The sequence below is a fragment of the Hymenobacter busanensis genome (assembly GCF_008727865.1).
Classification (GTDB): domain Bacteria; phylum Bacteroidota; class Bacteroidia; order Cytophagales; family Hymenobacteraceae; genus Solirubrum; species Solirubrum busanense.
The window spans coordinates 13,754-38,567 of the sequence record NZ_VTWU01000007.1 but is presented as its reverse complement, the minus strand read 5'-3'; the positions used below and the strand labels follow the sequence as shown (position 1 = coordinate 38,567).

22 protein-coding genes are annotated in these 24,814 nt (G+C 62.7%); 12 read left to right on the top strand and 10 right to left on the bottom strand.

Annotated elements, in window-relative coordinates; genetic code table 11:
• The first annotated feature begins 8 nt into the window (after nucleotides 1-8).
• Complete coding sequence (gene trpS, locus F0P96_RS17430) at nucleotides 9-986, top strand: tryptophan--tRNA ligase (RefSeq protein ID WP_151080209.1); 978 nt, start codon at nucleotides 9-11, stop codon at nucleotides 984-986.
• 121 nt (nucleotides 987-1,107) lie between these two features.
• Here the strand turns inward: trpS and F0P96_RS17425 are convergent, their stop codons facing one another.
• The 3 genes from F0P96_RS17425 to F0P96_RS17415 form a co-directional block, all read right to left on the bottom strand.
• Entirely contained in the window at nucleotides 1,108-2,070 is a 963-nt protein-coding gene (locus tag F0P96_RS17425) for a hypothetical protein (protein WP_235917515.1), read from the bottom strand.
• An 88-nt stretch (nucleotides 2,071-2,158) separates the two neighbouring features.
• A complete protein-coding gene (locus tag F0P96_RS17420; protein ID WP_235917514.1) occupies nucleotides 2,159-3,361 on the bottom strand; it encodes a CaiB/BaiF CoA transferase family protein in 1,203 nt (400 codons plus the stop codon).
• Between the two features lie 26 nt (nucleotides 3,362-3,387).
• Complete coding sequence (locus F0P96_RS17415; protein ID WP_151080208.1) at nucleotides 3,388-5,025, bottom strand: hypothetical protein; 1,638 nt, start codon at nucleotides 5,023-5,025, stop codon at nucleotides 3,388-3,390.
• 134 nt (nucleotides 5,026-5,159) lie between these two features.
• On the opposite strand from F0P96_RS17415, the gene F0P96_RS17410 reads away from it, so the two are divergent.
• From F0P96_RS17410 to F0P96_RS21470, 7 genes are all read left to right on the top strand, one after another.
• The gene (locus tag F0P96_RS17410; protein ID WP_151080207.1) at nucleotides 5,160-6,209 is read left to right on the top strand and encodes a Gfo/Idh/MocA family protein; all 1,050 of its coding nucleotides are present in this window, start codon (nucleotides 5,160-5,162) and stop codon (nucleotides 6,207-6,209) included.
• Between the two features lie 101 nt (nucleotides 6,210-6,310).
• Nucleotides 6,311-7,105, top strand: a complete 795-nt coding sequence (locus tag F0P96_RS17405; RefSeq protein ID WP_151080206.1) for a hypothetical protein — start codon at nucleotides 6,311-6,313, stop codon at nucleotides 7,103-7,105.
• A 221-nt stretch (nucleotides 7,106-7,326) separates the two neighbouring features.
• Entirely contained in the window at nucleotides 7,327-8,922 is a 1,596-nt protein-coding gene (locus tag F0P96_RS17400; RefSeq protein ID WP_338074402.1) for a DEAD/DEAH box helicase, read from the top strand.
• A gap of 169 nt (nucleotides 8,923-9,091) precedes the next feature.
• Complete coding sequence (locus F0P96_RS17395) at nucleotides 9,092-9,691, top strand: biliverdin-producing heme oxygenase (protein ID WP_151080205.1); 600 nt, start codon at nucleotides 9,092-9,094, stop codon at nucleotides 9,689-9,691.
• Nucleotides 9,673-11,991 (top strand): ATP-binding protein, encoded by a 2,319-nt coding sequence (locus F0P96_RS17390; protein ID WP_151080204.1) that lies wholly within the window; start codon nucleotides 9,673-9,675, stop codon nucleotides 11,989-11,991. The genes F0P96_RS17395 and F0P96_RS17390 overlap by 19 nt, the downstream gene beginning before the upstream one ends.
• Nucleotides 11,992-12,435 (top strand): response regulator, encoded by a 444-nt coding sequence (locus F0P96_RS17385; protein ID WP_151080203.1) that lies wholly within the window; start codon nucleotides 11,992-11,994, stop codon nucleotides 12,433-12,435.
• A gap of 6 nt (nucleotides 12,436-12,441) precedes the next feature.
• On the top strand, nucleotides 12,442-13,695 hold the full coding sequence (locus F0P96_RS21470; RefSeq protein WP_160620462.1) for an ATP-binding response regulator: 1,254 nt from the start codon (nucleotides 12,442-12,444) through the stop codon (nucleotides 13,693-13,695).
• 42 nt (nucleotides 13,696-13,737) lie between these two features.
• On the opposite strand, the gene F0P96_RS17375 is transcribed toward F0P96_RS21470, so the two are convergent.
• From F0P96_RS17375 to F0P96_RS17350, 6 genes are all read right to left on the bottom strand, one after another.
• On the bottom strand, nucleotides 13,738-14,301 hold the full coding sequence (locus F0P96_RS17375; protein WP_151080201.1) for a YdeI/OmpD-associated family protein: 564 nt from the start codon (nucleotides 14,299-14,301) through the stop codon (nucleotides 13,738-13,740).
• Nucleotides 14,302-14,317: 16 nt separating this feature from the next.
• A complete protein-coding gene (locus tag F0P96_RS17370; RefSeq protein ID WP_151080200.1) occupies nucleotides 14,318-15,277 on the bottom strand; it encodes a 1,4-dihydroxy-2-naphthoate polyprenyltransferase in 960 nt (319 codons plus the stop codon).
• Between the two features lie 109 nt (nucleotides 15,278-15,386).
• Nucleotides 15,387-15,989 carry a glutathione peroxidase gene (locus F0P96_RS17365; protein WP_420840978.1) on the bottom strand — a complete coding sequence of 201 codons (603 nt, stop codon included), beginning with the start codon at nucleotides 15,987-15,989 and terminating at the stop codon, nucleotides 15,387-15,389.
• A gap of 101 nt (nucleotides 15,990-16,090) precedes the next feature.
• Nucleotides 16,091-16,684, bottom strand: a complete 594-nt coding sequence (locus tag F0P96_RS17360) for an LOG family protein (protein ID WP_235917513.1) — start codon at nucleotides 16,682-16,684, stop codon at nucleotides 16,091-16,093.
• Between the two features lie 71 nt (nucleotides 16,685-16,755).
• Entirely contained in the window at nucleotides 16,756-18,546 is a 1,791-nt protein-coding gene (gene argS, locus F0P96_RS17355) for an arginine--tRNA ligase (RefSeq protein WP_151080199.1), read from the bottom strand.
• 359 nt (nucleotides 18,547-18,905) lie between these two features.
• Entirely contained in the window at nucleotides 18,906-19,880 is a 975-nt protein-coding gene (locus tag F0P96_RS17350) for an arginase (RefSeq protein WP_151080198.1), read from the bottom strand.
• A 303-nt stretch (nucleotides 19,881-20,183) separates the two neighbouring features.
• On the opposite strand from F0P96_RS17350, the gene F0P96_RS17345 reads away from it, so the two are divergent.
• Both F0P96_RS17345 and F0P96_RS21070 read left to right on the top strand, forming a co-directional pair.
• A complete protein-coding gene (locus tag F0P96_RS17345; protein ID WP_151080197.1) occupies nucleotides 20,184-21,581 on the top strand; it encodes a type III PLP-dependent enzyme domain-containing protein in 1,398 nt (465 codons plus the stop codon).
• A 192-nt stretch (nucleotides 21,582-21,773) separates the two neighbouring features.
• Nucleotides 21,774-21,923, top strand: a complete 150-nt coding sequence (locus F0P96_RS21070; protein WP_160620460.1) for a hypothetical protein — start codon at nucleotides 21,774-21,776, stop codon at nucleotides 21,921-21,923.
• A gap of 63 nt (nucleotides 21,924-21,986) precedes the next feature.
• On the opposite strand, the gene F0P96_RS17340 is transcribed toward F0P96_RS21070, so the two are convergent.
• Nucleotides 21,987-22,526: a D-glycero-alpha-D-manno-heptose-1,7-bisphosphate 7-phosphatase gene (locus tag F0P96_RS17340; protein ID WP_151080196.1), complete on the bottom strand. Its 540-nt coding sequence runs from the start codon at nucleotides 22,524-22,526 to the stop codon at nucleotides 21,987-21,989.
• 74 nt (nucleotides 22,527-22,600) lie between these two features.
• Here F0P96_RS17340 and hemG point away from each other — a divergent pair, with 74 nt between their 5' ends.
• A complete protein-coding gene (gene hemG, locus F0P96_RS17335; RefSeq protein WP_160620458.1) occupies nucleotides 22,601-23,941 on the top strand; it encodes a protoporphyrinogen oxidase in 1,341 nt (446 codons plus the stop codon).
• A 17-nt stretch (nucleotides 23,942-23,958) separates the two neighbouring features.
• A complete protein-coding gene (locus F0P96_RS17330) occupies nucleotides 23,959-24,765 on the top strand; it encodes a polyprenol monophosphomannose synthase (protein ID WP_151080194.1) in 807 nt (268 codons plus the stop codon).
• Nucleotides 24,766-24,814: the final 49 nt, after the last annotated feature.

The following is a 24,814-nucleotide window of genomic DNA, read 5'->3' as shown; positions in this document are numbered from 1 at the left end:
AAAAAAATATGTCCCGCATCCTTACCGGCATTCAGAGCACCGGCCGCCCGCACTTGGGCAACCTGCTCGGCGCCATTTTGCCCGCCATCGAACTGTCGAAAAGCAGCACCAACACGTCCCTGCTCTTCATTGCCGATCTGCACTCGCTCACCCAGGTGCGCGACGCGGAGCTGCTGCGCCACAATACTTACTCGGTGGCGGCCGCATGGCTGGCCTGCGGTTTCGACACCGACAAGAACCTGTTTTACAGGCAATCCGACGTGCCGCAGGTGACGGAGCTAGCCTGGTACCTCTCCTGCTTCACGCCCTTCCCGATGCTGGCCAACGCGCACTCGTTCAAGGACAAGTCAGACCGGCTGGCGGACGTAAATGCTGGCCTGTTCACCTACCCGGTGCTCATGGCGGCCGACATTCTGCTCTACGACGCCGACTTTGTGCCCGTGGGCAAAGACCAGATTCAACACCTGGAAATTGCCCGCGACATTGCCTCGGCCTTCAACAACCGCTACGGCGAAACCTTCGTGCTGCCGCAAGCCCGCGTAGACGAGCAAATCCAGACCATTCCAGGCCTCGACGGGCAGAAGATGAGCAAGTCGTACGGCAACATCATCGACATCTTCCTCGACGACAAAGCGCTGCTGAAAAACATCCGCGGCATCGTGTCGGACAGTACCCCGCTGGAGGCCCCCAAGAACCCCGATACCGACACCACCTTCAAGCTGTTTTCGTTGCTGGCGTCGCCGGCCGAGGTGGCAGAAATGCGCCAGAACTACCTGAACGGCGGCTACGGCTACGGCCACGCCAAGCAGGCGCTGTTCGAGGTTATCCGCACGCGCTTTGTCCAGGAGCGGGAGCAGTTCAACTACTACATGCAGCACCTGCCCGAAGTGGACCGCCGCCTTGCCGAAGGCGCCCGCAAAGCGCAGGACTACGGCACGAAGTTGCTCAATAAAGTGCGCGAAAAAGTGGGCTACCTGCCGCGCTAAAAACCGCCTTCTTCAGGTGTCATCCTGAGCTAAAAGCAAAGGACCTTCTCACTGCCGAACGGATTATTCTGGAATGAGAAGGTCCTTCGCTTTTGGCTCAGGATGACAGAAAAACGAAGAATTAGTAGCTCAGCCCGTCGAAGGCGCTGCGCTGCTCGTTGCGGAAACTGAAGCCGACTTTGCTGCCACGGCTCACCTGCTGGTTTTCCACTTTCTGCTTGACGCTGATTTTCTGAATGTCCTGGATGGGCGGGGCAATCAGGTCGTTGTTGACGGCCGCAATCATGGCGCTTTCCACGAAGAGGCGCATGGCGTCGTCGGTCACGGGGTCGTCGGCCATGTCGTGGTCGGGCATTTCCAGCTGCTTCACGCCCTCAATGAAGTAGTGGTGGTCGATGTTCACCAACAAACGGCCCACGAGGTAGCCGGGGTCGTTCATGCGCTGGTACTTGATGCTGTCGGCCATGAAGTTGTAGGCCATGATGTGCCCGAAAAACCGCCGCCGGAAGTCGTCGAGTACGTATTTGGTGTTGAAGAGCGGGAAGTCGTCGGGGAAAGTGATGATGTTCGAGTGCATCACGAACACCAGCAGGTCGCCGGAAAACTTGATGTGAAACTCCAGCTCGTTGATGGGCCGGTACTCGATGAGCACGCTCGAATCGAGTGGCGAAAGGCGGCGCGTGAGTTCCACCACCAGCTCCTGCGACACCTTGCGCAGGCAGTCGAAGGTGGCCTCAGTGTTGCGGAAAATCGACTGCTTGGCCGACGACTTCTGCTTCAGGCCTTCGAAAATGATGTCGAGCTTGTCTTCCGGCTCCTCCTGGGCCTTCGCCTCGGAGGTGTTGGGCGCCGGCGCGTTGGCTAGCTGGCTCTGCTGCCCGCTGCTGTCAACAGCCGCTGACTTGGCGGCTTTCTTGGTCGTTTTCGCGCCAGCAGTTTGCGAAGCGGCAGGCTTATCAGTTGCTGCCTTCTTGGGCTTGGCGGCGGGCTTAGGAGGCTTAGCCGCTTCTTCAGTGGCTTTGGCGGCGGTAGGAAGCGTGAATTCGGAGGAAACAGGGGTCGAGGAAGTGCTGTCGTCTGCCATGCGTGAAGGCCCGGCAGGGCCATTAGGGAGTCCAGGGTGTCGAAAGCCGCGCGGGCATTCCCGGGCGGCAACCTAATGGTACGCAGCTTTACTTGGCTGTGGTTTGATTTTCGGCAGAAAAGGGCGTTGGGTCTACCAATTCGGCGGTTTGCGCGCCCAACGCCGGCGGCGCGGCCAGCGCCTCGGCGGCCGGCCACTGCGGGCTCCGAAACGCTACCGTGCGCAGCCCCGGATGCGGAAACACCGCGGCCGGCGGCAGCAGCATGGCCTGCGCCGGCGGTTGGCGCAGGGCCTCGCCCGCCGTGCGCACTGCTCCAGCCGGCACGGCGCGGCGCTCCAGCTCCACCAGCAACGCTTCGCCACCTATTTCGCCGATGCGCGTCGTCAGCAACGCTTCCAAGGCCTCGCGGTGCTGCACGCGGCGGCCGTTGGTATGAAACCGCTCGTCGGCAGCCCATTCCGGCCGCGCCAGCGCCTCGCACAGGTGCTGAAACTGACGGTCGGAACCCACGGCCAGCACCAGTTGGCGGCCGTCGGCAGCGCGGTACACGGTGCCGTAGGGCACGATGCTGGGGTGGCCCGAGCCCAGCGGCTGCGGGTCGTGGCCGGTGACGAGGTAGGTGCTGCCTTGGTTGGCCAACGAGGCCAGCGCGGCATCGTGCAGCGACACGTGCACCACGGCGCCGCGGCCGGTACGCTCGCGGCGGTAGAGGGCCGTGAGCAAGCCTTCCTTAAGTTGGTGAGCGGCCAGCAGGTCCATCAAAGCCACAGGCATTTTCAGCGGGCCGCTGTCGGGCAGGCCGTTGAGGTGCATGAAGCCGGTTTCGGCCTGCAGTACGGCGTCGTAGCCGGCGCGGGGGGTGGCCGGGCCGTAACCGGTAATCTGACCGTAGATGAGGCGCGGGTTGGCGGCGCTCAGGGCGGCATAGTCCATGCGCAGCTTTTCGGCGTCGCCGGGCTTGTAGCTGACCAGCACGATGTCGGCTCCGGCCACGAGGCGGTGCACGGCGGCCTGCCCTGCGGGCGTGCGCAAATCGACCACCGCCGACTGCTTGCCCCAGTTGGCGCAGGCAAAATAGGCCGACACGTCGATATCCGGGCTTTCGGCCGGGGTTTTCCAGGTGCGCGTCACGTCGCCGCCGGGCGCTTCTACTTTGATGACTTCGGCGCCCAGTTCGGCCAGAAACTGCCCCACTTGCGGGCCGGCCAGCACGCTGGCCAGCTCCACCACGCGCAGGCCGTGCAGGGGCAGCTCTGCATCAGCGGCTGGTTCGTCGGACATGTTCAGCATCACAAACAAGAAAAATATCGGTTGGATTACCGGCGAAACACCGACAACACTTTCAGGCCGCCGGCCCGAATGGCGTGCACCTCCTGCCCCACGCTGTCGGCGTAAGATTGCGGGTGCCAGCGGTAGCCGGTGATGAAATAGCGGTAGCTGTTGGATTCGCGGGGCATGAACTGCAGGCGGTTGCGCTCGGCTGGGGGCAGAATCAGCGTGTTGTTGTAGAAGGGCGCGTAACGCGGGGCGGCCACCGCAACGCGCGGGCTGGCGTCGTGGGCCAGTATCCACTCCAGCCCCTGGCGGTACGAGAGGGCCCAATAGTCGCGCTCGAAGAGCCGCTCGGCCGTGGCGGCGGGCACGCAACTGAAATACACGTTCTGAAACGGATGGAGCTGCACCATGCGCACTACCGTGTGGCCCACTTCGGCCGCTGCTACTATACCTAGCCCCACGGCCACTTTGCGCCACCGCGGCCGCGCCTTGGCGGCTGCCCACAGGGCCTGCGCCCCACGCACGGCCATCAGCAGCAGGGCCGGGTACACGAAGTACAAGTGTCGCCAGCCGTCGTAGAGGGTGGAGCCGAACGCTACCACAAACAGCCAAGGCGCCAGCAGCCACAGCAGCAGCAACACGTCGAGGCGGGCGGCGCGGTCCCGTAGCGCGCCGCGCTGTAGCAGGCCGCGGAACGCCGCCACCACGCCTCCCACGGCCGCCAACGTGTAGGCCAGTGGCGTGGTAATGAGCACCCACACCGGAATGTAGTGCCACGGCACGTGCCGAGCAGGAATGAACTGCCCCAGATACAGCACGCTGTGGGTCCAGCGGTAGGCCCGCAGCCGCTCGCTGAAATGCAGGAGGTCGGCCCACGAAGCTGCCCACAAATAGGGCCAGCCAACGAAGGCCAAAACCAGCGTGGCGGCCACGTACACGAGTGCCGCGCGCCCCCAGTGCCGGGGCAGAACAGGCAGCACGGGAGAGGTTTCAGGCTGAGCAAAGCGGGCTTCCAGCGCCATCATCAGCAGGCTGAGCACCACCAGCTGCAGGCCCTGCGCCCGCACGTCGATAGCGGCGGCGGTGGCCAAGGCGTGCCACCCGGCCCGCGCCAGCGTGGGCCGGCGCAGCAGCCGCACCAGGGTGTAAACGGCCAGCGTGAACAGGGCCATGTACACGATGTCTTTGCCGTTGTAGAAGGCTTCGGCGAAAAACCGCGGCGACACCACCAGCGCGGCGGCGGCGGCTAGCGCCAGCGGCCAGCGGCCAAAGCGGAGCTGCCCGATTCGGTAGAGCGCCCACACGCCGGCGGTAAACGTGAGGAACACGCACAAATGTCGGAAGAAGTAGAACGGCCGCGAATCGTCGCGGGCTACTACCTGGCCGAGCACCGTGGTCAGCATTTCGAAGGCGGCGCCGTGGTCCCGGTCGCGGTACACGTGAATGTCGGGAATCCAGGACCGATTGAAGGCCGGCTGCCGGGCCAGCTGCGGCGCCAGCGTCTGCACCACGTACTTGAGGTTGACGAGCCCGTTGAGGTGGTTGTTGACCTCGTCCCACGACACGCCGTAGTCGCGAAATACGGCCAGCCCGACGCCCAGCAGCAAAACGAAAAACAGCGCTACGGCGAGGCGGCGCGGCCACGGCGGGCGGGAGGTGACCGAAGGAGAAGCAGACAACAAAGGCGGCAAAAGCGGACGCGCGGCGGCCGGTGCGAAGGCGGCGCGCGGCGCAAGTTTCTTAGAATTGCGGATTCAACGCGCACGGCCCGGCAAAATTCAGCTGCCGGCCGCGCCCCTTTTTAGCCGAATATATGCCCCAGCCCATCCAAACCGGTTTGCTCGCCTACGGCATGTCGGGCCAGATTTTTCAGGCGCCGTTTCTGACGGCCCACCCCGGTTTTGCCCTGCGGGCCGTGGTAGAGCGCAGCCAGAAACGCATTCAGGCCCGCTACCCGGCGGTTGTCAGCCACGATTCGGTGGAGGCCCTGCTGGCCGACGACGCCATTGAGCTGGTGGTGGTGAACACGCCCAACGACTCGCATGTGGCCCTGGCCCGGCAGGCTTTGCAGGCCGGCAAGCACGTGCTCATCGAAAAGCCCGTGGCCACTTCGGTGGCCGAAGTGGACGCGCTGTGGCAACTGGCGCGCCAGATGAACCGGCACATTTTTGCCTACCAAAACCGCCGCTGGGACTCCGATTTCCTGCAAGTGCAGCAGCTCGTGGAAAGCGGTCAGCTTGGGCAGCTGGTGGAAGTCACGTTCCGCTTCGACCGCTACAAAATGCCCTTGCACCACAAGGTGTTCAAGGAAACACCCGAGCTACCCGGCAGCGGGCTGTTGTTCGACCTCGGCCCGCACATTCTCGACCAGGCCCTGAGTTTGTTTGGGCGGCCCGCGCAGGTGCGCCGCACACTTGGCAGCTTTCGGCCCGGCTCCCAGGTCGACGACTACTTTCAGCTGCAGCTTCACTACCCCGCCGGGCCGCTGGTCACGCTGGCGTCGGGCCTTGTCATTGCGCAGCCCCTGCCCTCCTATGTGCTGCACGGCACCCAGGGCAGTTTCAACAAGTCCCGCGCCGACGTGCAGGAAGCCCAACTAACGGAGGGCCTCTCGCCACTCGATGCGTCGTATGGCATTGAGCCCAACGCGCTGGCCGGCGAACTGACGCTGGTAGACGCCGAGGGCCAGAAAACCACCACCGTGCTGCCGGCGCCCAAAGGCGACTACCTGCAACTATTCGAGGCCGTGTTTCAGGCGCTGCGCCACCACGTGCCCTACCCCATTACCGAAGAGCACATCCGCTGGCAGCTGGAGATTCTGCAGCCGTCGGCCGATACGTGGCAACTGCGCCGGACAGCGTAACACTGTTCCTTCGCAAGTTCCTGGTTGGCGGCGAGAGTTCCGCTAGATAACGCACCGAATAGACAGACTGATCTGGCTGCTACATCCATCTACTTTCTGTCATGTCTGCCATACAAACCCATCCACTCGACTGCAGCAAGCACCGGATTCTTTCTCTCGACGCCAATGAACACGGTCAGTTTGTTGCCTTACTAAACCACGGCGAAGTATGGTCGAACGACTGGCGGCTGCCATTGCGGCAATCATTTCGGTTTCCGTTAATCCGCCGCGTTGATGCCGATTCTTTCCTGGTTGTAGAATGTCGGCGCACCCTGCGCAACAATGGATTCCTGTTTTCTACTGCCGGCGAACTGCTGCACATTTTCGACGCCGGCGACGCCGTGGAGGACGTGATGATACAGGCCGGACGCATCGTCGTTTCTCACTTTGATGAAGAACCCGGCGACGGGTTGGCGGTGTTCGACCTGACCGGCCGTCAGCTGTTCGGCTTTAATTCCCGTCAGCAAGAGTTTATTTTCGATTGCTATGCCATGTGTCCGTCGGGCGCCGAAAGTGTGTTGTTTTACGCTTACACCGAGTTCCATCTGCACGAGTTGCGCTTAACGGATTTTCAACTTCGGCAGTGGCCCACGCCTCCCGATTTTCTGGGTTCTCACGCCCTCACGGCTAGCCACGACAACGTCATTTTCTGGGGCTCTTATGCAGACAACACCGGGCTCTTCTGGTGGAATCGTCACAACCGGGTTACTAGCTTCGGTAATGTTCCCTGTGTTCTAGAAGCCCGGCCGAGGGGCTTGGGAAATGGCAAGTTTCTGACCCACGATGACCGGGGTTTCACCATTATCGATGCTATGGAACTGATGCGTATGGACGCTTTGCAACAGTGGCGAGGCTAGTTTAGCACCGTAATGCCACTAGCCTGGGCCACCGAACGAAAAAAGAGCAGAGTCAGGCGCAAATGGCGCCACCAAAACAGCATAGCAACCGCGAATCAGGCGAAACGAACCATCCAACGTTGCACCCTGTTGATTTCGCGTACCTTTGGGTACTACGCTGTTAGTGCTGACCAATGAGAAACGCTGGGTCAGCCTCTTGTTCACCTCATCCCGCTGAACCCTTGACGTTCGAAGATTTTCAACTGCACCCCGACGTACTCGACGGCGTGCACATGATGGGCTATACCAAGCCCTCCCCCATTCAGGAACAGGCCATTCCCTCGGCCCTGCAAGGCAAAGACCTCATTGCCTGCGCCCAAACCGGTACCGGCAAAACGGCTGCCTACCTGCTGCCCATTCTCGACCACATTGCCTACGACCGCCCGGCCCACACCGTGGCCCTGGTGCTCTGCCCCACGCGCGAGCTGGCCAAGCAGATTGACGAGCAGGTAGAAGGCTTCGGCTACTACGCCGGTGCCAGCAGCATTGCCATTTACGGCGGCGGCAAAAGCGAAAACTGGGAGCAGCAGAAGCGCGCCCTTACCCAGGGCGCCGACATCATCGTGGCCACGCCCGGCCGCCTGATTGCGCACATGCAGCTCGGCTACGTGAAGCTCGACCAGATCGACTACCTCGTGCTCGACGAGGCCGACAAGATGCTGGACATGGGCTTCTCCGACGACATTCTGCAGATTGTTGCCCAGCTGCCCACCCAGCGCCAGACTCTGCTCTTTTCGGCCACCATGCCGAACAAGATTCGGGACTTCTCGAAGAAGATTCTGCACGAGCCCGACGAAATCCGCCTGGCCGTATCGAAGCCCGCCGAAAACATCAACCAGCAGCTCTACATGGTGTACGACACCATGAAAATTGCGCTGCTGGAGCACCTCATCGGCCAGCTCGACGTGCAGAGCATGATTCTGTTCACCTCGCGCAAAATGAACGTGGGGCCCATTGAGCGCGCCCTGCGCAAGAAAGGCTTCAACGCCCGCGGCATCACCTCCGACCGCACCCAGGAGGAGCGCGAACAGGTGCTGCGCGAGTTCAAAAACAAGCAGTTCCAGATCCTCGTCGCCACCGACGTAATGAGCCGGGGCATCGACGTGAGCGAGCTGAGCCACGTGGTGAACTTCGACCTCCCGCGCGACGCCGAGGACTACGTGCACCGCATTGGCCGCACGGCCCGCGCCGGCGCCGACGGCATGGCCATTACGTTCGTCTCGGACCACGACCAGGACGCGGTGGTGAAAATCGAGAAGCTGATTGAGAAGGAGCTGGTGAAAAACCCCACGCCCGAGGAAATCGGCCCCTCGCCGGAATTTGACCCGAAAAAATACCGCGGCCGCCCGCACGGCCACGGCGGCAAGCCCACCGGCCGCGGCGCCCGCTCGCCCTACGCCGCATCGGCGTCGTCGGAGCGCAGCCACGACCCCAACCGCCCCGTACGGCCCGCCCAACCGCGCCCTGCCGCGCCGGTAGCCGAAGGCGAAACGGCTCCAGAGGCTATTTCTGCCGAAGGTCAGGAAGCCAAGCGCCGCAAGAAGCGCCGCAGCGGCCGCGGCCCCAAGCCCGAAGGCTCGGCTGCTACTTCTGCCGTTGATGCGGCCTTGCCCGCTGGCGAAACCACTGGTTCGGTGGCGGCCGAAGGTGGTGAAGGCTCCACCGGCGAAGCGGCCAAGCGGCGTCGCAAGCGCGGCGGGCGTAACCGCGGCGGCCGCGCTGCCCAAGCCGAGGGTTCGGCCGTGGTGGCAGAGGCCCCGGCATCGGCGGGCGAATAATTTTTCCGCATTTTAAAACGCCCCGGTGCTTGCGTGCCGGGGCGTTTTTGCGGTTGATTCGAGCCCAACAAGTCCCCGTCAAGCTCGACCATTTGACCATTTCGCCAACCGAGGCGTAGAAGCACCGGCTTGCCCTTGTTGCGGCAACTGCCCTACTCGCTTTCTTTCCTTGCCTATTTTCGCTTTTATGCCGGTAGCCACCACCGACATTCTCGCCCAACTCCGCCAGCAAACCCGCCCCTACCACGAGGCCCTGGAGCAAAACCGCTTCAATCAGCAGCTGGCGGCCGGCACGGTATCGGTTGACACGACGGCGTGGTTCCTGGCCAAGCTCTACGGGTTTCTGGCTCTCTTCGAAGCCCGGCTGCAGCAGCACGCCGCCGGGTTTGGGCCTGCATGGGAAATCGACCAGCGCCAGCGCAGCCACCTGATTCTGGACGACTTGCGGCGCTACTCCCCGACCACGCCACTGCCGCTGTGCCCCGCTATGCCTGCCCTAGACACGCGTGCGCAGCTGCTGGGTGCGTTCTACGTGCTGGAAGGCTCCACGCTGGGCGGGCAGGTGATTACGCGGCAGCTGGCGCAGGCAGGTATTCCATTGCGTAGCTATTTTAGCGGTTACGGCACCCAGACCGGCCCGCGCTGGAAGCGCTTCGTAGAGCTGCTGTCCGCCGAAGCCCACGCTGCGCCAGCCGCTTTTCAAGCGGCCGTGGTCGAGTCGGCCAGCCTCACGTTTCAACGCCTTGCCGCATGGATCAACCACGCCTGAATTACACCGACGAAAGCCTTTTTGGCAAGGAAATAACGCTGACCAACTGCGACCGGGAACCCATTCACATTCCCGGCTCGGTGCAGCCCTACGGCTTTCTGCTGTGCCTCGACCCCAAGACGCACCGCGTGGTGCAGGTCAGCGCCAACGTGCAGGACTACCTGGGCCTGCCGCCCCAGGAGCTGATTGACGCGGGCCTCGACCGCCTGCTGGGACCCGAGCGGCTGGCCGAAGTAGAGACGCTGCTGCCCACGCTCAACGAAACGCCCAAGCTGCACGGCGTGCGCCTCGACCACGTGGCCGGGCAGCCGTTCTTCAAGTTCATTCTGCACCGCTATGACGAGCTGCTGTGGGTAGAGCTGGAACCCGTGGCCGACGACCCCGCCGGAGCCATCAACCTGCCCGTGCTCAACACCACGCTGAGCCAGATGATTGAGGCCGACACACTGCAGGCGTTTTGCCAGCACACCGTCGAGCAGGTGCGCGGCATCATTGGCTTCGACCGCGTAATGATGTACCGTTTTGGTGCCGACGAGAGCGGCGAGGTAGTGGCCGAGGACCACGCGCCGGGCCTGGAGCCCTTTCTGGGCCTGCACTACCCCGCCACCGACATTCCGCAGCAGGCGCGGGTGATGTACCTCAAAAACTGGCTCCGCTTTATTCCCGACGTGAGCTACGCGCCGGTGCCGCTGGTGCCCGTGCGCAACCCCGATACCGGCCGCCCGCCCGACATGACCCACGCCGTGCTGCGGAGCGTGTCGCCCATTCACATCCAGTACCTGCAGAACATGGGCGTGACGGCCAGCATGTCGATTTCCCTGATTCAGGACGGCAAGCTGTGGGGCATGATTCTGGGTCACCACTACAGCGGGCCGCGCCTGGTGGGCTACGAGCTGCGCGACATGTGCGTGTTCGTGGGCAAGACGTTTTCGGCCCTGCTCAAGGGCAAGGAAGAGCGCGAAGACCAAGCCTATCAGCTGCGGATTCGCGAAAACCAGCTGCGGCTCTTCGACCTGCTCACCGAAAGCCCCAACTTCATCGAAGGCCTCTACCAGCACCGCCCCAACCTGCTCGACGTCATCGACTGCGGCGGGGCGGCCATCTGCTTCGAGGGCGAAATAGTGCTGCTGGGCAACACGCCCACCCGCTCGCAGGTGCAGGAGCTGGCCCACTGGATGCAGGAGCACGTGACCCAGGACGTGTTCTACACCAATTCCTACGCGCAACAAAACCCGGCCGGCCGGGCGTTTCGGGCGTCGGCCAGCGGCATTCTGGGCATTTCGCTGGCCAAGCAGCCCGGCGACTACGTGTTCTGGTTCCGGCCCGAGCTGATTCAGACTGTGACCTGGGCCGGGCAGCAGCAGAAGGCTGAAGTGCTGCAAGACGGGCAGCTGCACCTCTCGCCCCGGCAGTCGTTTGAGTCGTGGAAGCAGTCGGTGGAAGACACCGCGGCGCCGTGGAAGCCCATCGAAATTCGGGCGGCCCGCGAAATCCGGCTGCACATTTCCGACATCCGCCTGAATGTGTTCAACGAGCTGCAGGCCCGGGCCATCAGTCTGGCGCGGCTGAACACCGAGCTGGCCCGCAGCAACGAGGAGCTGGACTCCTTCGCCTACGTGGCCTCCCACGACCTGAAGGAACCGCTGCGCGGCATCCACAACTACTCGCTGTTCCTGCTCGAAGACTACACCGACAAGCTCGACGCCGACGGCACGGCCAAGCTGCAAACCCTGGTGCGGCTGAGCCAGCGCATGGAAGCCCTCATCGACTCGCTGCTGCAACTCTCGCGCGTGGGCCGGCTGGAGCTGGCCGTGGAAGACGTGGACGTGAACCAGGTGCTGGCCGGCGTGGCCGACTTGCTGCAGCCGCGCCTTGAGCAGACGGGCACCACCCTGCGCGTGGAAGGCCAGCTCCCCACCCTGCGGGCCGATCGGGTACGCCTTGGCGAAATACTCAACAATTTGTTGACCAACGCCATGCGCTACAACGACAAGCCCGAAAAATACGTAACTGTTGGGCTGGCAGCTGGCGAAGTCCGTTCCCCCAAAGGCCCCCTGAACCTGGCTGATTTCCACGTGTTGTACGTGCGCGACAACGGCATCGGCATCGACCCCAAACACTTCGAAACCATCTTCCGCCTGTTTAAGCGCCTGCACAGCCAGGAAAAATACGGCGGCAGCACGGGCGCCGGGCTGGCCATCGTCAAGAAAATGGTGGAGAAGCACGGCGGCGAAGTGTGGCTGGAATCGGTGCCGGGCCGGGGCACCACCTTCTTTTTTTCCCTTTCCAAGCATTTATAAGTGATTACGCCCCTCAAACCCGTACTGGTGGTCGAAGACAGCGCCGAGGATTTCACGGCCCTGGGACGCGCGTTTCGCAAACACGCGCTCCAAAACCCAGTGCTGCGCTGCGAAGACGGCGACCAGGCCCTCAACTACCTGCAAGGCTACGGCAAGAACCCGGCCTGGCCGGCGGTGCTGCCGGCCATCATCCTGCTCGACCTGAACATGCCCGGCACCGACGGCCGCGCGGTGCTCGAAGCCCTCAAGCACGACCCGCAGCTGCTCTCGATTCCGGTCATCATCTTCACCACGTCCTCGAACGCCAAAGACATTGAGGACTGCTACCGCCTCGGGGCCAACAGCTACCTGACCAAACCCGTGGGCTACTCGGAGCTCGAAGAAAAAGTGCGGCTCATCGTCCGCTATTGGCTGGAATCCTCGGAGCTCCCCTCGCAGAACTAGTTGCCCTTGAAGACCATACTCCTTGTCGACGACAACGAGCAGGACCGCGCCGTCTATCGTCGTTACCTAACCCCCTACCTCGGGGCACCGCAGTACACCATTTACGAAGCCAACTCGGGCGAGGAAGCCTTGTCCGAATACGCGCGCCTGAAGCCCGACTGCGTACTGCTCGACTACAGCTTGCTTGATACCGACGGCCTCACGCTGCTGCAGGACTTGCAGCACCTGGGGCCGCCCGACAGCCTGTGCGCCATCATGATTACGGGCAGCGGCAACGAAGCCTTGGTGGTGCGGGCCCTCAACAACGGCGCGCTCGACTACTTGGTGAAAGGGCATTTCGACCGGGAGCTGCTGGTAAAAACGGTAGCTCATGCCATCGAAAAAAACGAGTGGCGGCAGTATCAGGCGCGCTTTCACGCCGAGCTGCAAACCATCAACCAGCAACTGCGCGACTCCCTGGCGGAGCTGACAGCCACGCGCCAGGAGCTAGACCAGAAAAACCAGTTGCTCACGGCGGCTCACGGGCAAGTGCAGGTGCGCAACGGCGAGCTGCACGCCGCCAACCGCCAACTGGCCCGCACCAACGCCGACCTCGACAACTTCGTGTACGCGGCCTCGCACGATTTGCGCCAGCCGGTGCACAACCTGCGTGGCCTTTTCGAGGAGCTCCGCCGCTCGGCCACCTTCAACGACCCCGACGAGGCGCAGCTGCTGCACCTGTTCGACGCGTCGCTGCACGCCTTGGCTACCACCATCGACGACCTGGCCACAGTGGTGCAAACCGGGCGCGAACCGGGCGAACAAGCCACCGAGCGCGTGGTAGTGCAGGAAGTAGCCGACGAGGTGCTGCAGACGCTGCTGCCGCAGATTGTGGTAGTGCAGGCCGACATTCAGACGGATTTTTCGGCCTCGCCCAGCTTCACGTACGTGCGCAGCAACCTGCGCACCATTCTGCTGAACCTACTAACCAACGCTCTAAAATACCGCCACCCCGCCCGCACGCCCCAAATACAAGTCCGTACCTACCTCGCTGCCGAGCAACCCGTGCTCGAAGTGCAGGACAACGGCTTGGGTATTGATATGGAGCGCCACGGCGCCGAGCTGTTTCAGCTGTTTCGTCGCTTTCACCCGCACGCCGGCGAAGGCACAGGCGTAGGGCTGTTTCTGGTCAACCGCCTCGTGCAGGCCCACGGCGGCCGCATCGAGGTAGAAAGCCAGGAAGGTCAAGGCACTACGTTCCGGGTGTTTCTGCAGGGCTAACCGCTGCCTGGCCAACCGCTAAAGAGTCGGGGTTTCACTCTACTAGGCGGTAACCTGCGCTACGGTTTCGGCAATGCGCCGAGCGCGCGTCTCCGGCCGTTTGGCGCTGCCGATGTAGTACAGCGCGTTTTTCTTGGCCGATGGTGCCAGCGCCTCAAACCGCTGCCGGGCCCCGGCAATAGCCGCCAAGGCCGCCGCCAGATCATCGGGCACCACCAAGTTATCCGAATCGTTGAGCGTGTCCCAGGAGCCGTTCTGCCGCGCCACATCAATTTTGGCTTGACCGGCGGGCGTCATCAAGCCGGCTTGCACCAGCTGCGCCACGCGCTGCTTGTTGAGCTTCGACCACACGCTGCGCGGCTTGCGGGGCGTGAAAAGCAGCATGGCCCGCTCGGCGTCGAGCTTGCGCGGCAACGAGTCAATCCAGCCGAAGCACAGCGCTTCTTCCACGGCCTCGGCGTAGCTGACGCGCACCCTGCCGCTGGCCTTCTTGTCGTAAATCAACCAGATACCCGGCGCCGTGCCGTGGTGCTGCGCCAGCCACTCGCGCCACTCGGCGCGGCTGTGGGCGTGAAAGGAATCGTATTGGTCGATAATGCGGGCCATAGTTGCTACCTCACTTCTACAACAGCTGCCCCACGCCAAAGAGCAGCACAAATAGCAGCGTGCTCATGGCCATTTGTTTGAGCAGCGGGTCGAGTTGCATCGACTCCTGGCGCTTCCACACTTGCAGGCCGTTGAAGCCGAGCAGCGGCCCTGCTCCCAAAAACAGCCACTGCCACGGCGAGTGGTACGTGAGGGCCACGTAGAGCACGGCACTGCCCAGCCCCAGCAGCAGCAGCAGCCAGTGGTAGCCGCGCGCACGACGCGGCCCCAGCCGCACCGGCACCGTAATTTTGCCCGCCAGCCCGTCGGAGCGAATGTCGCGGATGTTGTTTACGTTCAGCACTGCCGCCGAGAAACAGCCAAGGCTGGCGGCCGGCAGCAGCATTTCCAGCGGCAAGGCCTCGGCCCATCCCTGCACGTGGCTGTAGGCCTGCAGGAAATACGTGCCGCACACCCCCACCACCCCAAAAAACAAGAACACCGACACGTCGCCAAGGCCGGCGTAGCCGTAGGGCCGCGACCCGGCCGTGTAGTTGACGGCCGCCCAGATGGCTGCCAGACCCAGCACCAGGAACGTACCGAACACCCACAGCCCCGCAAAACCCAGCGCCACCCACAGCAGCGCAATGCCCACCACCAGGGAAGCCGCGCCAAATACCACCATGCCCTGCTTCATTTGCGCCGCCGAAATGGCCCCGCTCTGCACCGCCCGCTGCGGCCCTTCGCGGTGCACGCTGTCGGCGCCGTTCTGCGAGTCGCCGTAGTCGTTGGCTAGGTTGCTCAGGATCTGGAGCAGAATGGTGGTGAGAGCCGCAAGGGCCACCACGGCCCCGTTGAAGCGGCCGCGACTGGCCGCCAGAAACGCGCCCATCAGAATGCTGGCCAGGGCCAGCGGCAAGGTACGAGGGCGAAAAGCCGATACCCAGGCTTTCCAGATGGGGCTGGGCGCGGCGGCAGGAAGGTTGGAAGAAGTCATTGCGGGGGCAATGCGGGCAGATAAAAAACCGGACATCCTTCGCCGGGCACCCTGCATGCCGGATGCCTGACGAAGGATGCAAAGAAACGGGTTGGCTCGCGCCGCCCGGTTATTTCATGATGGCGGCAATCAACTCGTCGCTCATCGGGTTGACTTTCGACTTGTAGAAACCGACCACGTGGCCCTGCTCGTCGATGAGGTACTTGCAGAAGTTCCAGTCGGGCTTGTCGTCGGTCACGCCGTTTTTCGACTTGTCGCCCAGAAATTTGTAGAGCGGCACGGTGTCGTCGCCCTTCACCGATACTTTGGCGAAGAGCGGGAAGCTCACCCCGTAGTTTTTCTCGCAGAAAGTGGCAATCTGCTCGTTGGTACCGGGCTCCTGCCCGCCAAAGTTGTTGGCCGGAAAACCCAGTACCGTCACCCGGTCGCCGTGCTTTTTGTAGAGCTCTTCCAGCTCTTTGTACTGGGGCGTGTAGCCACACTCCGAAGCCGTATTCACAATCAGCAGCTTCTTGCCTTTGTACTGGCTCAGCTTCACGGGTTTGCCGTCGATGCTGGTCAGCGTAAAGTCGTACACGGAGCCTTTGGCGGCAGCGGGTTGCGTAGTGGTTTCGGTCATGGCAGCGGCGGTGGCTTGGTTGGCACTGGGTTTGGTGAGGCCGCCGCAGGCGGCCAGAAGCAGAGCAAGCGGAAAAAAGGTCATAGAGTTCATGGCAAGAACGGTGGTTAGGAACCGTTGCCGTTGGGCAAACCAGCGGCAAGCGGCGTTTGTTCGGCTGCACCCGCGGGAAAGGAGGGTGCGGCCAAGCGGAGCTAGGTAAGCGGAGGCGTGAGCCATTTTTCCACGCTGGGGGGTTGCCAGGCGTGCATGTGGGTCAGCAGGGTTTCAATGTCGTCGGCCACCAGAAGCTGGTGGCGGTGGTCGGGACGCAACAGGCCTTGGTGGGCCATGTGGTCGAGCAGGGTGAGCAGGCCGTCGTAGAACCCGGCCACGTTCAGCAGGCCAACGGGCTTGCGGTGCAAGCCCAACTGGCCCCAGGTCAGTACTTCAAAGAGCTCTTCCAAGGTACCAAATCCACCGGGCAAGGCAATAAATCCTTCGGATAGTTCTGCCATGCGGAGCTTGCGCTGGTGCATGTTGTCGACGACCTCCAGGGTGGTAAGGCCCAGGTGCGCCACTTCCTTTTGCTCCAGAAAAGCGGGAATGACGCCGATGGCGCGGCCACCGCCTTGCATCACGGCATCGGCCACGACGCCCATCAGGCCCACCTTGCCGCCGCCAAACACGAGCGTGATGCCGCGCCGGGCGAAGGTTTCGCCCACGAGGGCGGCCTGCTGGGCAAAGCGCGGGTCGGTGCCGGCGCTGGAGCCGCAGTACACGGCAATGGATTTTATCGGTTCTGTCACTGGGGAGCGTGCGCGGGGCGCGGTGCTGAATGGGCAAAAAGAAAGCGCCACCGGCGCTTTCTCAAATATACTTACATCCGCTCGGGGGCCGCAATACCCAACAGCTTCAGCCCCGCTCGCAGCGTGTCGGCCACCTGGGCCGACAGCGCCACCCGCAGGCTGCGCTTGGCCTCGTCGGGCTCGGCCAGCACCTGCACTTCGCTGTAGAAGCGGTTGTAGGTTTTGGCTAGGTCGTAGACGTACTGGGCCACTACGGCCGGCGAGTAGGCGCGGGCGGCATCGGCCACAGCGGCGCGGTAGCCGGCCAAGGCCTGCACCAGCTCCTGCTCGGTTTCGTGCAGCTCGGTGAGGGTGTTGCTCACGTCGGCGGCAATGCCCATTTCGGCAGCCTTGCGGCGCAGCTGGGCAATGCGGGCATGGGTGTACTGAATGAACGGACCGGTGTGGCCGTGGAAGTTGATGCTTTCCTGCGGGTCGAAGAGCATGCGCTTCTTGGGGTCGACTTTCAGCAGGAAGTACTTGAGCGCACCCAAAGCCAGGGTGTGGTAAAGCTGCTCGGCTTCCTGCTCGCTCAGGCCTTCAATTTTGCCCAGCTCCTGGGTGGTCTGGCGGGCAGTGTCCATCATTTCGCGCACCAGCTCGTCGGCATCCACCACGGTGCCTTCGCGGCTTTTCATCTTGCCCGAGGGCAAATCCACCATGCCGTAGCTCAGGTGGTGAATGGCGTCGGCGTAGGGCTTGTCGAGCTTGTGGAGCACGGCCTTGAGCACCTGCATGTGGTAGTTCTGCTCGTCGGCAATGACGTAAATCGACGAATCGTAGCCGAACTGTTCGTACTTGAGCTCGGCCGTGCCCAGGTCCTGGGTGATGTAGACGCTGGTGCCGTCGGCGCGAAGCAGCAGCTTCTCGTCGAGGCCTTCCTCCTTGAGGTCGACCCACACCGAGCCGTTTTCCTTGCGGAAAAACACGCCTTTCTGCAGGCCTTCCTCCACGTGCTTTTTGCCCAGCAGATAGGTTTCCGATTCGTAATAAAACTGGTCGAAATCGACGCCGATGGTGCGGTAGGTCTCGTCGAAGCCCTCGTACACCCAGCCGTTCATCTGGCGCCACAGGCCCACTACTTCTGCGTCGCCGGCTTCCCACTGCTGCAGCATTTCCTGGGCGTGGCGCATCAGCGGGGCCTCGCGTTTGGCTACGTCGGCGGCCACGCCTTCGGCCTCGAGCTGCTTGATTTGCTCGCGGTAGTGCTTCTCAAACAGCACGTAGTACTTGCCGATGAGATGGTCGCCCTTGATGCCGGAGCTTTGCGGCGTTTCGCCCTGCCCGTACTGCTGGTAGGCCAGCATCGACTTGCAGATGTGGATGCCGCGGTCGTTTACCAGGTTGGCTTTGGTGACGGTGGCGCCGGCTGCTTTCAGAATCTCGGCCACCGAGTAGCCCAGGAAGTTGTTGCGCAAGTGGCCCAGGTGCAGCGGCTTGTTGGTATTCGGCGACGAATACTCCACCACCACGCGCTGCGGTCCGCCGGCGTTCTGCGGCTGGCTCACGTCCTGCTCGCGCAGGGTGCGCAGCTGCTGCAGCCATTCGGCGTCGGCTATTTCCAGGTTCAGGAAACCCTTCACCACGTTGAAGCCCTTCACGCGGGGTTCGTGGGCGGTCAGCCACTCCCCCAGCGCCTGCCCGATTTGCTCGGGGCCTTTGCCCAGCGGCTTGGTGAGCGGAAACGTGACGAGGGTGAAGGAGCCCGCGAAATCCTTGCGCGTGGGCTGAATGGTGAGTTGCTCGGCGGCTACGGCGGCGCCAAATGCTTGCTGAATAGCGGTACTGAGGGCCGCTTTGAGGTCTTGTTCGAGTTGTTGCACGAGGTGCGGGGGTTTGTGTTGGCGGGCCGGAGCGCGCTCAAAAACAAGTGAAAGGAGACGAAAACGACTACAGCGTAAACCCGGCCCGCGGCAGCCGTGGCTGCCGCGTCGGCCCGAGGCTTACGCTACATTCGTCGCTCGTTCCGGCTCCGAAACGACCGCACTACTGGATTCAATACGAAGAAAGGCAGCGGCTTCACGGCGGCAAAGATAGTCCACGGGCCCGACGGATTTTGCGTATTCGCTGGATTTTGTGAAGGGCTGCCTGTTTGACCGCCGCAGAAACCGAACAACGATAGTGGTACTACAACTCGGTGTCGTAGTACCACTGCGGGACAAGCTCCTAGCGCCGTTGAAAGCTACCGCCCCGTTACGGTATCGAGCCGCAGGCGCTCCTCAATGGCTTCGGTGGCCACTTCCAGAATCTCGAAGGCATTGGAGGCCATCGTGTTTTCGGAGTCGAGCGTGGGGTTAATTTCCACCATTTCGAAGCACACCACGCGGTCGTTTTCGAGCAGGGCGCGGCACAGGGCCTTGGCTTCGGGCACGTCGAGGCCCAGCTCTACGGGCGTGCCGGTGCCCTTGGAGAAGCGGGAATCGAGGGAATCCACGTCGAACGAGATGTAGACCAAGTCGCAGAAGCGCAACTGCTCGTAAATCTCGCGGGCTACCTGGCGCGGGCCTTTGGCGCGGAACTCGTCGAGCTTGAAGTTGCGGATGCCTTTCTGGGCAATGATGGCGTCTTCCTCGGCTTCGGTGTCGCGCACGACCACGTACACCAAGTGGTCGGGGGTGATTTTGGGGCCTTCTTCGCCCAGGTTTTTCAGGCGGCGCCAGAAGAACTCGGTTTCGGGCTCCACCGTGTTGCGCTGCAAGTCGAGGTGGTCGGCGCCGAGGGCCATGGCCAGGGGCATGCCGTGCACGTTGCCCGAGGGCGTGGTGTAAGGCGAGTGAATATCGGCGTGGGCATCGATCCAGACGACGCCGATGGTTTTGTGCGGATAGGCCGCTTTGATACCGGCCAGGGTGGCGGCGGCGTTGGAATGGTCGCCGGCCAGCACCAGGGGAAATTCGCCGAAGCGCAACGTTTGCTCCACCGAGTTGGCAATGGCCTTCTGCACGGTGTAGATGGCGTCGATGTGCTTGGCGTAGGGAAAGTGGTTTTTGTCGAACAACACGTGGTTCTGGTCGGGCACCACCACCGAGTTGAAGCGGCGGAAATAGTCCGAGCCTTTGTTCAGACAAGCTACTTTGAGGGCGTCGATGCCCAAGCTGGCGCCACGGGTGCCAGCGCCGAGTTCCGACCGAACTTCGATCAGCTTAATGCGTCGCATATCTACTACATCGCAGAAAATTTAAGGTGTTGTATGCCGATTGAAGGGGGCCGGCGGGGCCGCCCGGAGCGTGCTCAACGGGTGGCGCGGCGCGGCAACGCCCAGCTAGGCTCGGCCGCCGGTGGACCTTCCACGGCGAGCCGACGAACAATCAACAACCAAAACACCCCCGAGGGGGTATCTTTGTTGTCCGCAAGTTCGGAAAAAAACGCCGTAAATCGGCCTTTCCGGCGGTAATTCTCCCTTTTTCAGCCGTTTGTCCACGCGCCCCGCCGCGCGTACCATCCCCCCTTTTGCCCGCCGATGGACACGTACCACGACCTGATCAGCCAAACCTTTGATTTTCCCACGCAGGAATTCACCGTAGAGAACAACGAGCTGCACTTTCACGGCATTCCGATGATGGGGCTGATTGAGAAATACGGCACGCCACTGCGCCTGACGTACCTGCCCAAAATCAGCTCCCAGATTCAACGGGCCAAGCAGTGGTTTGCCGACGGCATCCAGAAAATCGGCTACCAGGGCACCTACACGTATTGCTACTGCACCAAGGCCTCGCACTTTGCCTTTGTGGTGGAAGAAGCCCTGAAAAACGACATCCACATCGAAACCTCGTCGGGCTACGACATGCACATTGTGCGGGCGCTCTACGGCAAGGGCAAAATCGACAAGCAGACCTACATCATTGCCAACGGCTACAAGCGCGAGCGGTACAAGCGTTACCTAACCGAGTTCATGAACGACGGCTTCGTGAACTGCATGCCGATTCTGGACAACCTGGAAGAAGTCGATTACTACAAGGAGCACGTGCGCGACGACGTGCGCGCCAACCTGGGCATCCGCCTGGCTTCCGACGAAGAGCCGCGCTTTCAGTTTTACACCTCGCGCCTGGGCGTGCGCTACGCCGACGCCATTCCGCTCTACGAGGAGAAGATCAAAGAGGACCCGCGCTTCGAGCTGACGATGCTCCACTACTTCATTAACACGGGCATCAAGGACACCAGCTACTACTGGTCGGAGCTGCGCCGCTTCGTGCACAAGTACTGCGAGCTGCGCAAGGTGTGCCCCACGCTGCACACCATCGACATCGGCGGCGGGCTGCCCATCCAGACGTCGATTCAGAAGGAGTACGACTACCCATACATGATTGAGGAAGTGCTGCGTACCATCCAGCGCATCTGCCGCGAAGAAGGCGTGCCCGAGCCGCACATCTTCACCGAATTCGGCATTTTCACGGTGGGCGAGTCCGGCGCGCACGTGTACAAGATTCTGGGCGAGAAGCTGCAGAACGACAAGGAGCTGTGGTACATGATTGACGGCTCGTTCATCACCAACCTGCCCGACACCTGGGCCCTGAACCAGCGCTTCATCATGCTGGCCCTGAACGGCTGGGAGAAGAACTACAAGAAGATTCAGCTCGGCGGCATGACCTGCGACTCGCAGGACTACTACAACGCCGAAAAGCACATCTACCAAGTTTTTTTGCCCGAGCAAGGCCCCAAGCAGCCGCTGTACGTGGGCTTCTTCCACACCGGCGCCTACCAGGAGCAGCTCTCCGGCTACGGCGGCATCAAGCACTGCCTGATTCCGGCGCCCAAGCACGTCATCCTCGACAAGAACGAGGACGGCACCGTGCGCGACTGGGAATTTGCAGCGGAGCAAGACCCCGAATCGATGATGCGGATTCTGGGCTACGTGTAAGCCTTCCGGCATCTGCCGCTCGACAGCCCGCGGGGTGGTTTCGGCCGCCGCGCGGGCTGTTTGTTTACGTGAGCGGTCAGGGCTGTTGCAAGCCACTCTGAATCAGCGCCGGGCCGCGCAAAAATTAGTGAGGCAGAATCGGCGGGGCTTTGCTAAATTTGTAGCCATCCTAATTCCATCCTTCTGCATCACATGAAACGAGTTCTGCTTTTGACCGTGGCTGCGGCCACCCTCGGCCTGGGCGCTTGCAACCGCACCAAGTGCCCGGCCTACACCAAGGCCGCTACCCGCGTATCGGAGCCGGTAACGGCTTCGGCTGCTACCCCGGCCGAGCGTCAGTAGTCCTCGGCTCTAGCTTTTGCCCCGCCCGTTGTTTCTGCTACAGGAACAACGGGCGGGGCTTTTTTAGGCCTGACGAGCCGAATCGTGCCGCAGAATATAAGCCGCCGCCGCAGGCAAATTGGCAAGGTGAGGCGCGCCGGCTACCGGCTCGGTTTCGCCAACGAGAATGCCGCGCACCCCGGCCCGGGCGCCGGCCTCCAGGTCGCGGGCCCGGTCGCCCACCATCCAGCACTGGCTGGGGTCGAGGCGGAAACGGGCAATGGCGCGCTCCAGCATCAACGAGCCGGGCTTGCGCATCAGCGACTCCGACACCGACGGGTGACCGGGCGCGTAGTAGAACGCGTCGATGATACCGCCGCAGGCTTCCTGGAGCTTCTGGTGGCAGGCGGCCACGTCGGCGGGGCCGTAGAGGCCTTTGGCAATGCCGGCTTGGTTGGTCACCACAATCAGGCGGTAGCCGGCGGCGTGCAGGGCGTGCAGGGCTTCGGGTACGCCGGGCAACACCACAAAATCGGCAGGGCGCCACACGTAGTCGCCTATTTCGGCGTTCAGAACCCCGTCGCGGTCGAGGAAAACAGCCTTGGCTGAGGCAAAGTCGTTCATGGCCGGCAAAGGTAGACCACGGATTCCCGCGAATGGTGGTCTACCTTTGCGCTTCGGCTGTTTTTCCACCGAGTATGAACGTAGCAATTCTGGGGGGCGGCATCACGGGCCTCGCCACCGCGTGGCACCTGCAGCAGGGCGGGGCCACCGTCCACGTATTCGAAGCGGGCCCTACGCCGGGCGGCAACATGCGCACCCAGCACCACCCCGCTGGCTACGTGCTGGAGTTGGGCCCGAACTCCCTCCAGCTGAGCGCCGAGCTAGAGGAACTGCTTACGCGGCTCAACCTCACCGAGCAGATCCAGGAGCCTGCCGCCGTGAGCAGCCGCCGCTACGTGGTGCGGGGCGGCCAGCCCCGCGAACTGCCTGGCAAACCGCAGCAGTTGCTGTTCAGCTCGTTTTTCAGCCTGAAAGCCAAGCTCAGCGTACTGCGCGAGTTGCGCCGCCCCGCCGCCCCGGCCAATCCGCGGGAAACCATTGCAGCGTTTTTCCGTCGCCGCTTCGGGCAGGAAATTCTCGATTACGCGGTCAACCCGTTCGTGTCCGGCATTTATGCCGGCGACCCGGACCAGCTGCTGGTAGCGAAAACCTTTCCGCAGCTGGCGGCCCTGGAACAGCAGCACGGCTCGGTACTGAAGGGTTTTGCCCGCAGCATGAGCGGTGCGGCGCGCCGCCGCATTATTTCACTGCGGGGCGGCTTGCAAGCATTGACCGACGCCCTGGCTGCCCAACTGCCCCACCTGCACCTGAGCACCACCGTAATGGCTATTCAGCCCACTGCCGACGGCCGCTACCTTCTGCAGATAGCCGAGGCGGCCCCGGCCGGACCCTTCGACGCCGTGGTGCTGGCCTTGCCCACCTACGCGGCTGCGCCGCTGCTGCCCGCCGCCCACGCGGCCTCGGCCGCGGCATTGGCCGCCGTGCACTACCCACCCATGACGGTGGTGCACACCGCCTACAACCGCGCCGACGTGGCCCACCCGCTCAACGGTTTTGGGGCCCTGAGCCCGCGCATCGAACAACCCGTGGCTGCTGGCACCTTGTGGACCAGTTCGCTGTTTCCCGATAGAAGCCCCGCCGATCAGGTGCTGCTGACCACTTTCGTGGGCGGGGCGCAGTACGAGCAGGCTGCCCGCCAGCCCGACGACCAGCTGACGGCCGCCGTGCGCCAGGAGCAGCAGCGCCACTACGGCATCCGGCCGGGTGCGCAGCCGCGCTTTCAGCAGGTATACCGCTGGGAGCACAGCATTCCGCAGTTCGACGCCCGTATTCTGGCGGCGCACGCGGCGGCCGATGCGCTGGAAACGCACGGCATCTGGTCGGTGGCCAACTGGCGCGCCGGCGTGGGCATTCCCGATTGCCTGCGCCGCGCCAAGCAGGTGGCTGAAAAAATAAACTCAGCCCGCCGGGCGTAATTGTTACTTTTGAGTTAATGAACGATTCGCTCGTCATCATACCGACCTACAACGAGCGGGAAAACGCCGAGCTAATCATTCGGAAAGTGTTTTCGCTGCCCAAGGCCTTCGACGTGCTCATCATCGATGACGGCTCGCCGGATGGCACCGCCGCTATTGTTCGGGGCCTGATGGCGGAATTTTCGGGGCGCCTGCATTTGGAGGAGCGCCGCGGCAAGCTGGGCCTGGGCACGGCCTACATTCACGGTTTCCGGTGGGCGCTGCAGCGCGGCTATGGCTACATCTTCGAGATGGACGCCGACTTTTCGCACAACCCCGACGACTTGGTACGCCTCTACGAGGCCTGCGCCGCGGAAGGTAACGACATGGCCATCGGCTCGCGCTACATCACGGGGGTAAACGTGGTGAACTGGCCCATGGACCGCGTGCTGATGTCGTGGTTTGCCTCGGCCTACGTGCGTTTCATCACCGGCATGCCCATCATGGATGCCACGGCGGGCTTTAAGTGCTACACGGCGCGGGTGCTTCGCACCATTCCGCTGGAGCGCATTCACTTCGTCGGCTACGCTTTCCAGATCGAAATGAAGTGGCTGGCCTACAAGTACGGGTTCCGGCTCAAGGAAGTACCCATCATCTTCACCGACCGCACGCGGGGTGCCTCCAAGATGTCGAAAGGCATTTTCAAGGAAGCCCTGCTGGGCGTGGTGCAGATGAAGATGGAAAGCTGGTTTCGGCGGTTTGAACATCCCGCGGCGGCCGAAAGCGCGTCGGCCGGCCCGGCGTACTCGGCGTCGTCGGCAACCCCAGCCCCCGAAACTCGGTAAGGCCTCCAACGGTGCTGTGCGGCTTTCCCTAAGCTGCAGCCGGCGCCTC

Excerpts from the sequence above, each read along its gene's own strand:
- F0P96_RS17365 (WP_420840978.1), bottom strand. The coding sequence starts at position 15,989 with ATGAACTCTATGACCTTTTTTCCGCTTGCTCTGCTTCTGGCCGCCTGC.
- F0P96_RS17405 (WP_151080206.1), top strand. The coding sequence starts at position 6,311 with ATGTCTGCCATACAAACCCATCCACTCGACTGCAGCAAGCACCGGATT.
- F0P96_RS21070 (WP_160620460.1), top strand. The coding sequence starts at position 21,774 with ATGAAACGAGTTCTGCTTTTGACCGTGGCTGCGGCCACCCTCGGCCTG.
- F0P96_RS17390 (WP_151080204.1), top strand. The coding sequence starts at position 9,673 with ATGGATCAACCACGCCTGAATTACACCGACGAAAGCCTTTTTGGCAAG.
- trpS (WP_151080209.1), top strand. The coding sequence starts at position 9 with ATGTCCCGCATCCTTACCGGCATTCAGAGCACCGGCCGCCCGCACTTG.
- F0P96_RS17330 (WP_151080194.1), top strand. The coding sequence starts at position 23,959 with ATGAACGATTCGCTCGTCATCATACCGACCTACAACGAGCGGGAAAAC.
- F0P96_RS17370 (WP_151080200.1), bottom strand. The coding sequence starts at position 15,277 with ATGACTTCTTCCAACCTTCCTGCCGCCGCGCCCAGCCCCATCTGGAAA.
- F0P96_RS17410 (WP_151080207.1), top strand. The coding sequence starts at position 5,160 with ATGCCCCAGCCCATCCAAACCGGTTTGCTCGCCTACGGCATGTCGGGC.
- hemG (WP_160620458.1), top strand. The coding sequence starts at position 22,601 with ATGAACGTAGCAATTCTGGGGGGCGGCATCACGGGCCTCGCCACCGCG.
- F0P96_RS17375 (WP_151080201.1), bottom strand. The coding sequence starts at position 14,301 with ATGGCCCGCATTATCGACCAATACGATTCCTTTCACGCCCACAGCCGC.
- F0P96_RS17340 (WP_151080196.1), bottom strand. The coding sequence starts at position 22,526 with ATGAACGACTTTGCCTCAGCCAAGGCTGTTTTCCTCGACCGCGACGGG.
- F0P96_RS17345 (WP_151080197.1), top strand. The coding sequence starts at position 20,184 with ATGGACACGTACCACGACCTGATCAGCCAAACCTTTGATTTTCCCACG.
- F0P96_RS17350 (WP_151080198.1), bottom strand. The coding sequence starts at position 19,880 with ATGCGACGCATTAAGCTGATCGAAGTTCGGTCGGAACTCGGCGCTGGC.
- F0P96_RS17420 (WP_235917514.1), bottom strand. The coding sequence starts at position 3,361 with ATGCTGAACATGTCCGACGAACCAGCCGCTGATGCAGAGCTGCCCCTG.
- F0P96_RS17425 (WP_235917515.1), bottom strand. The coding sequence starts at position 2,070 with ATGGCAGACGACAGCACTTCCTCGACCCCTGTTTCCTCCGAATTCACG.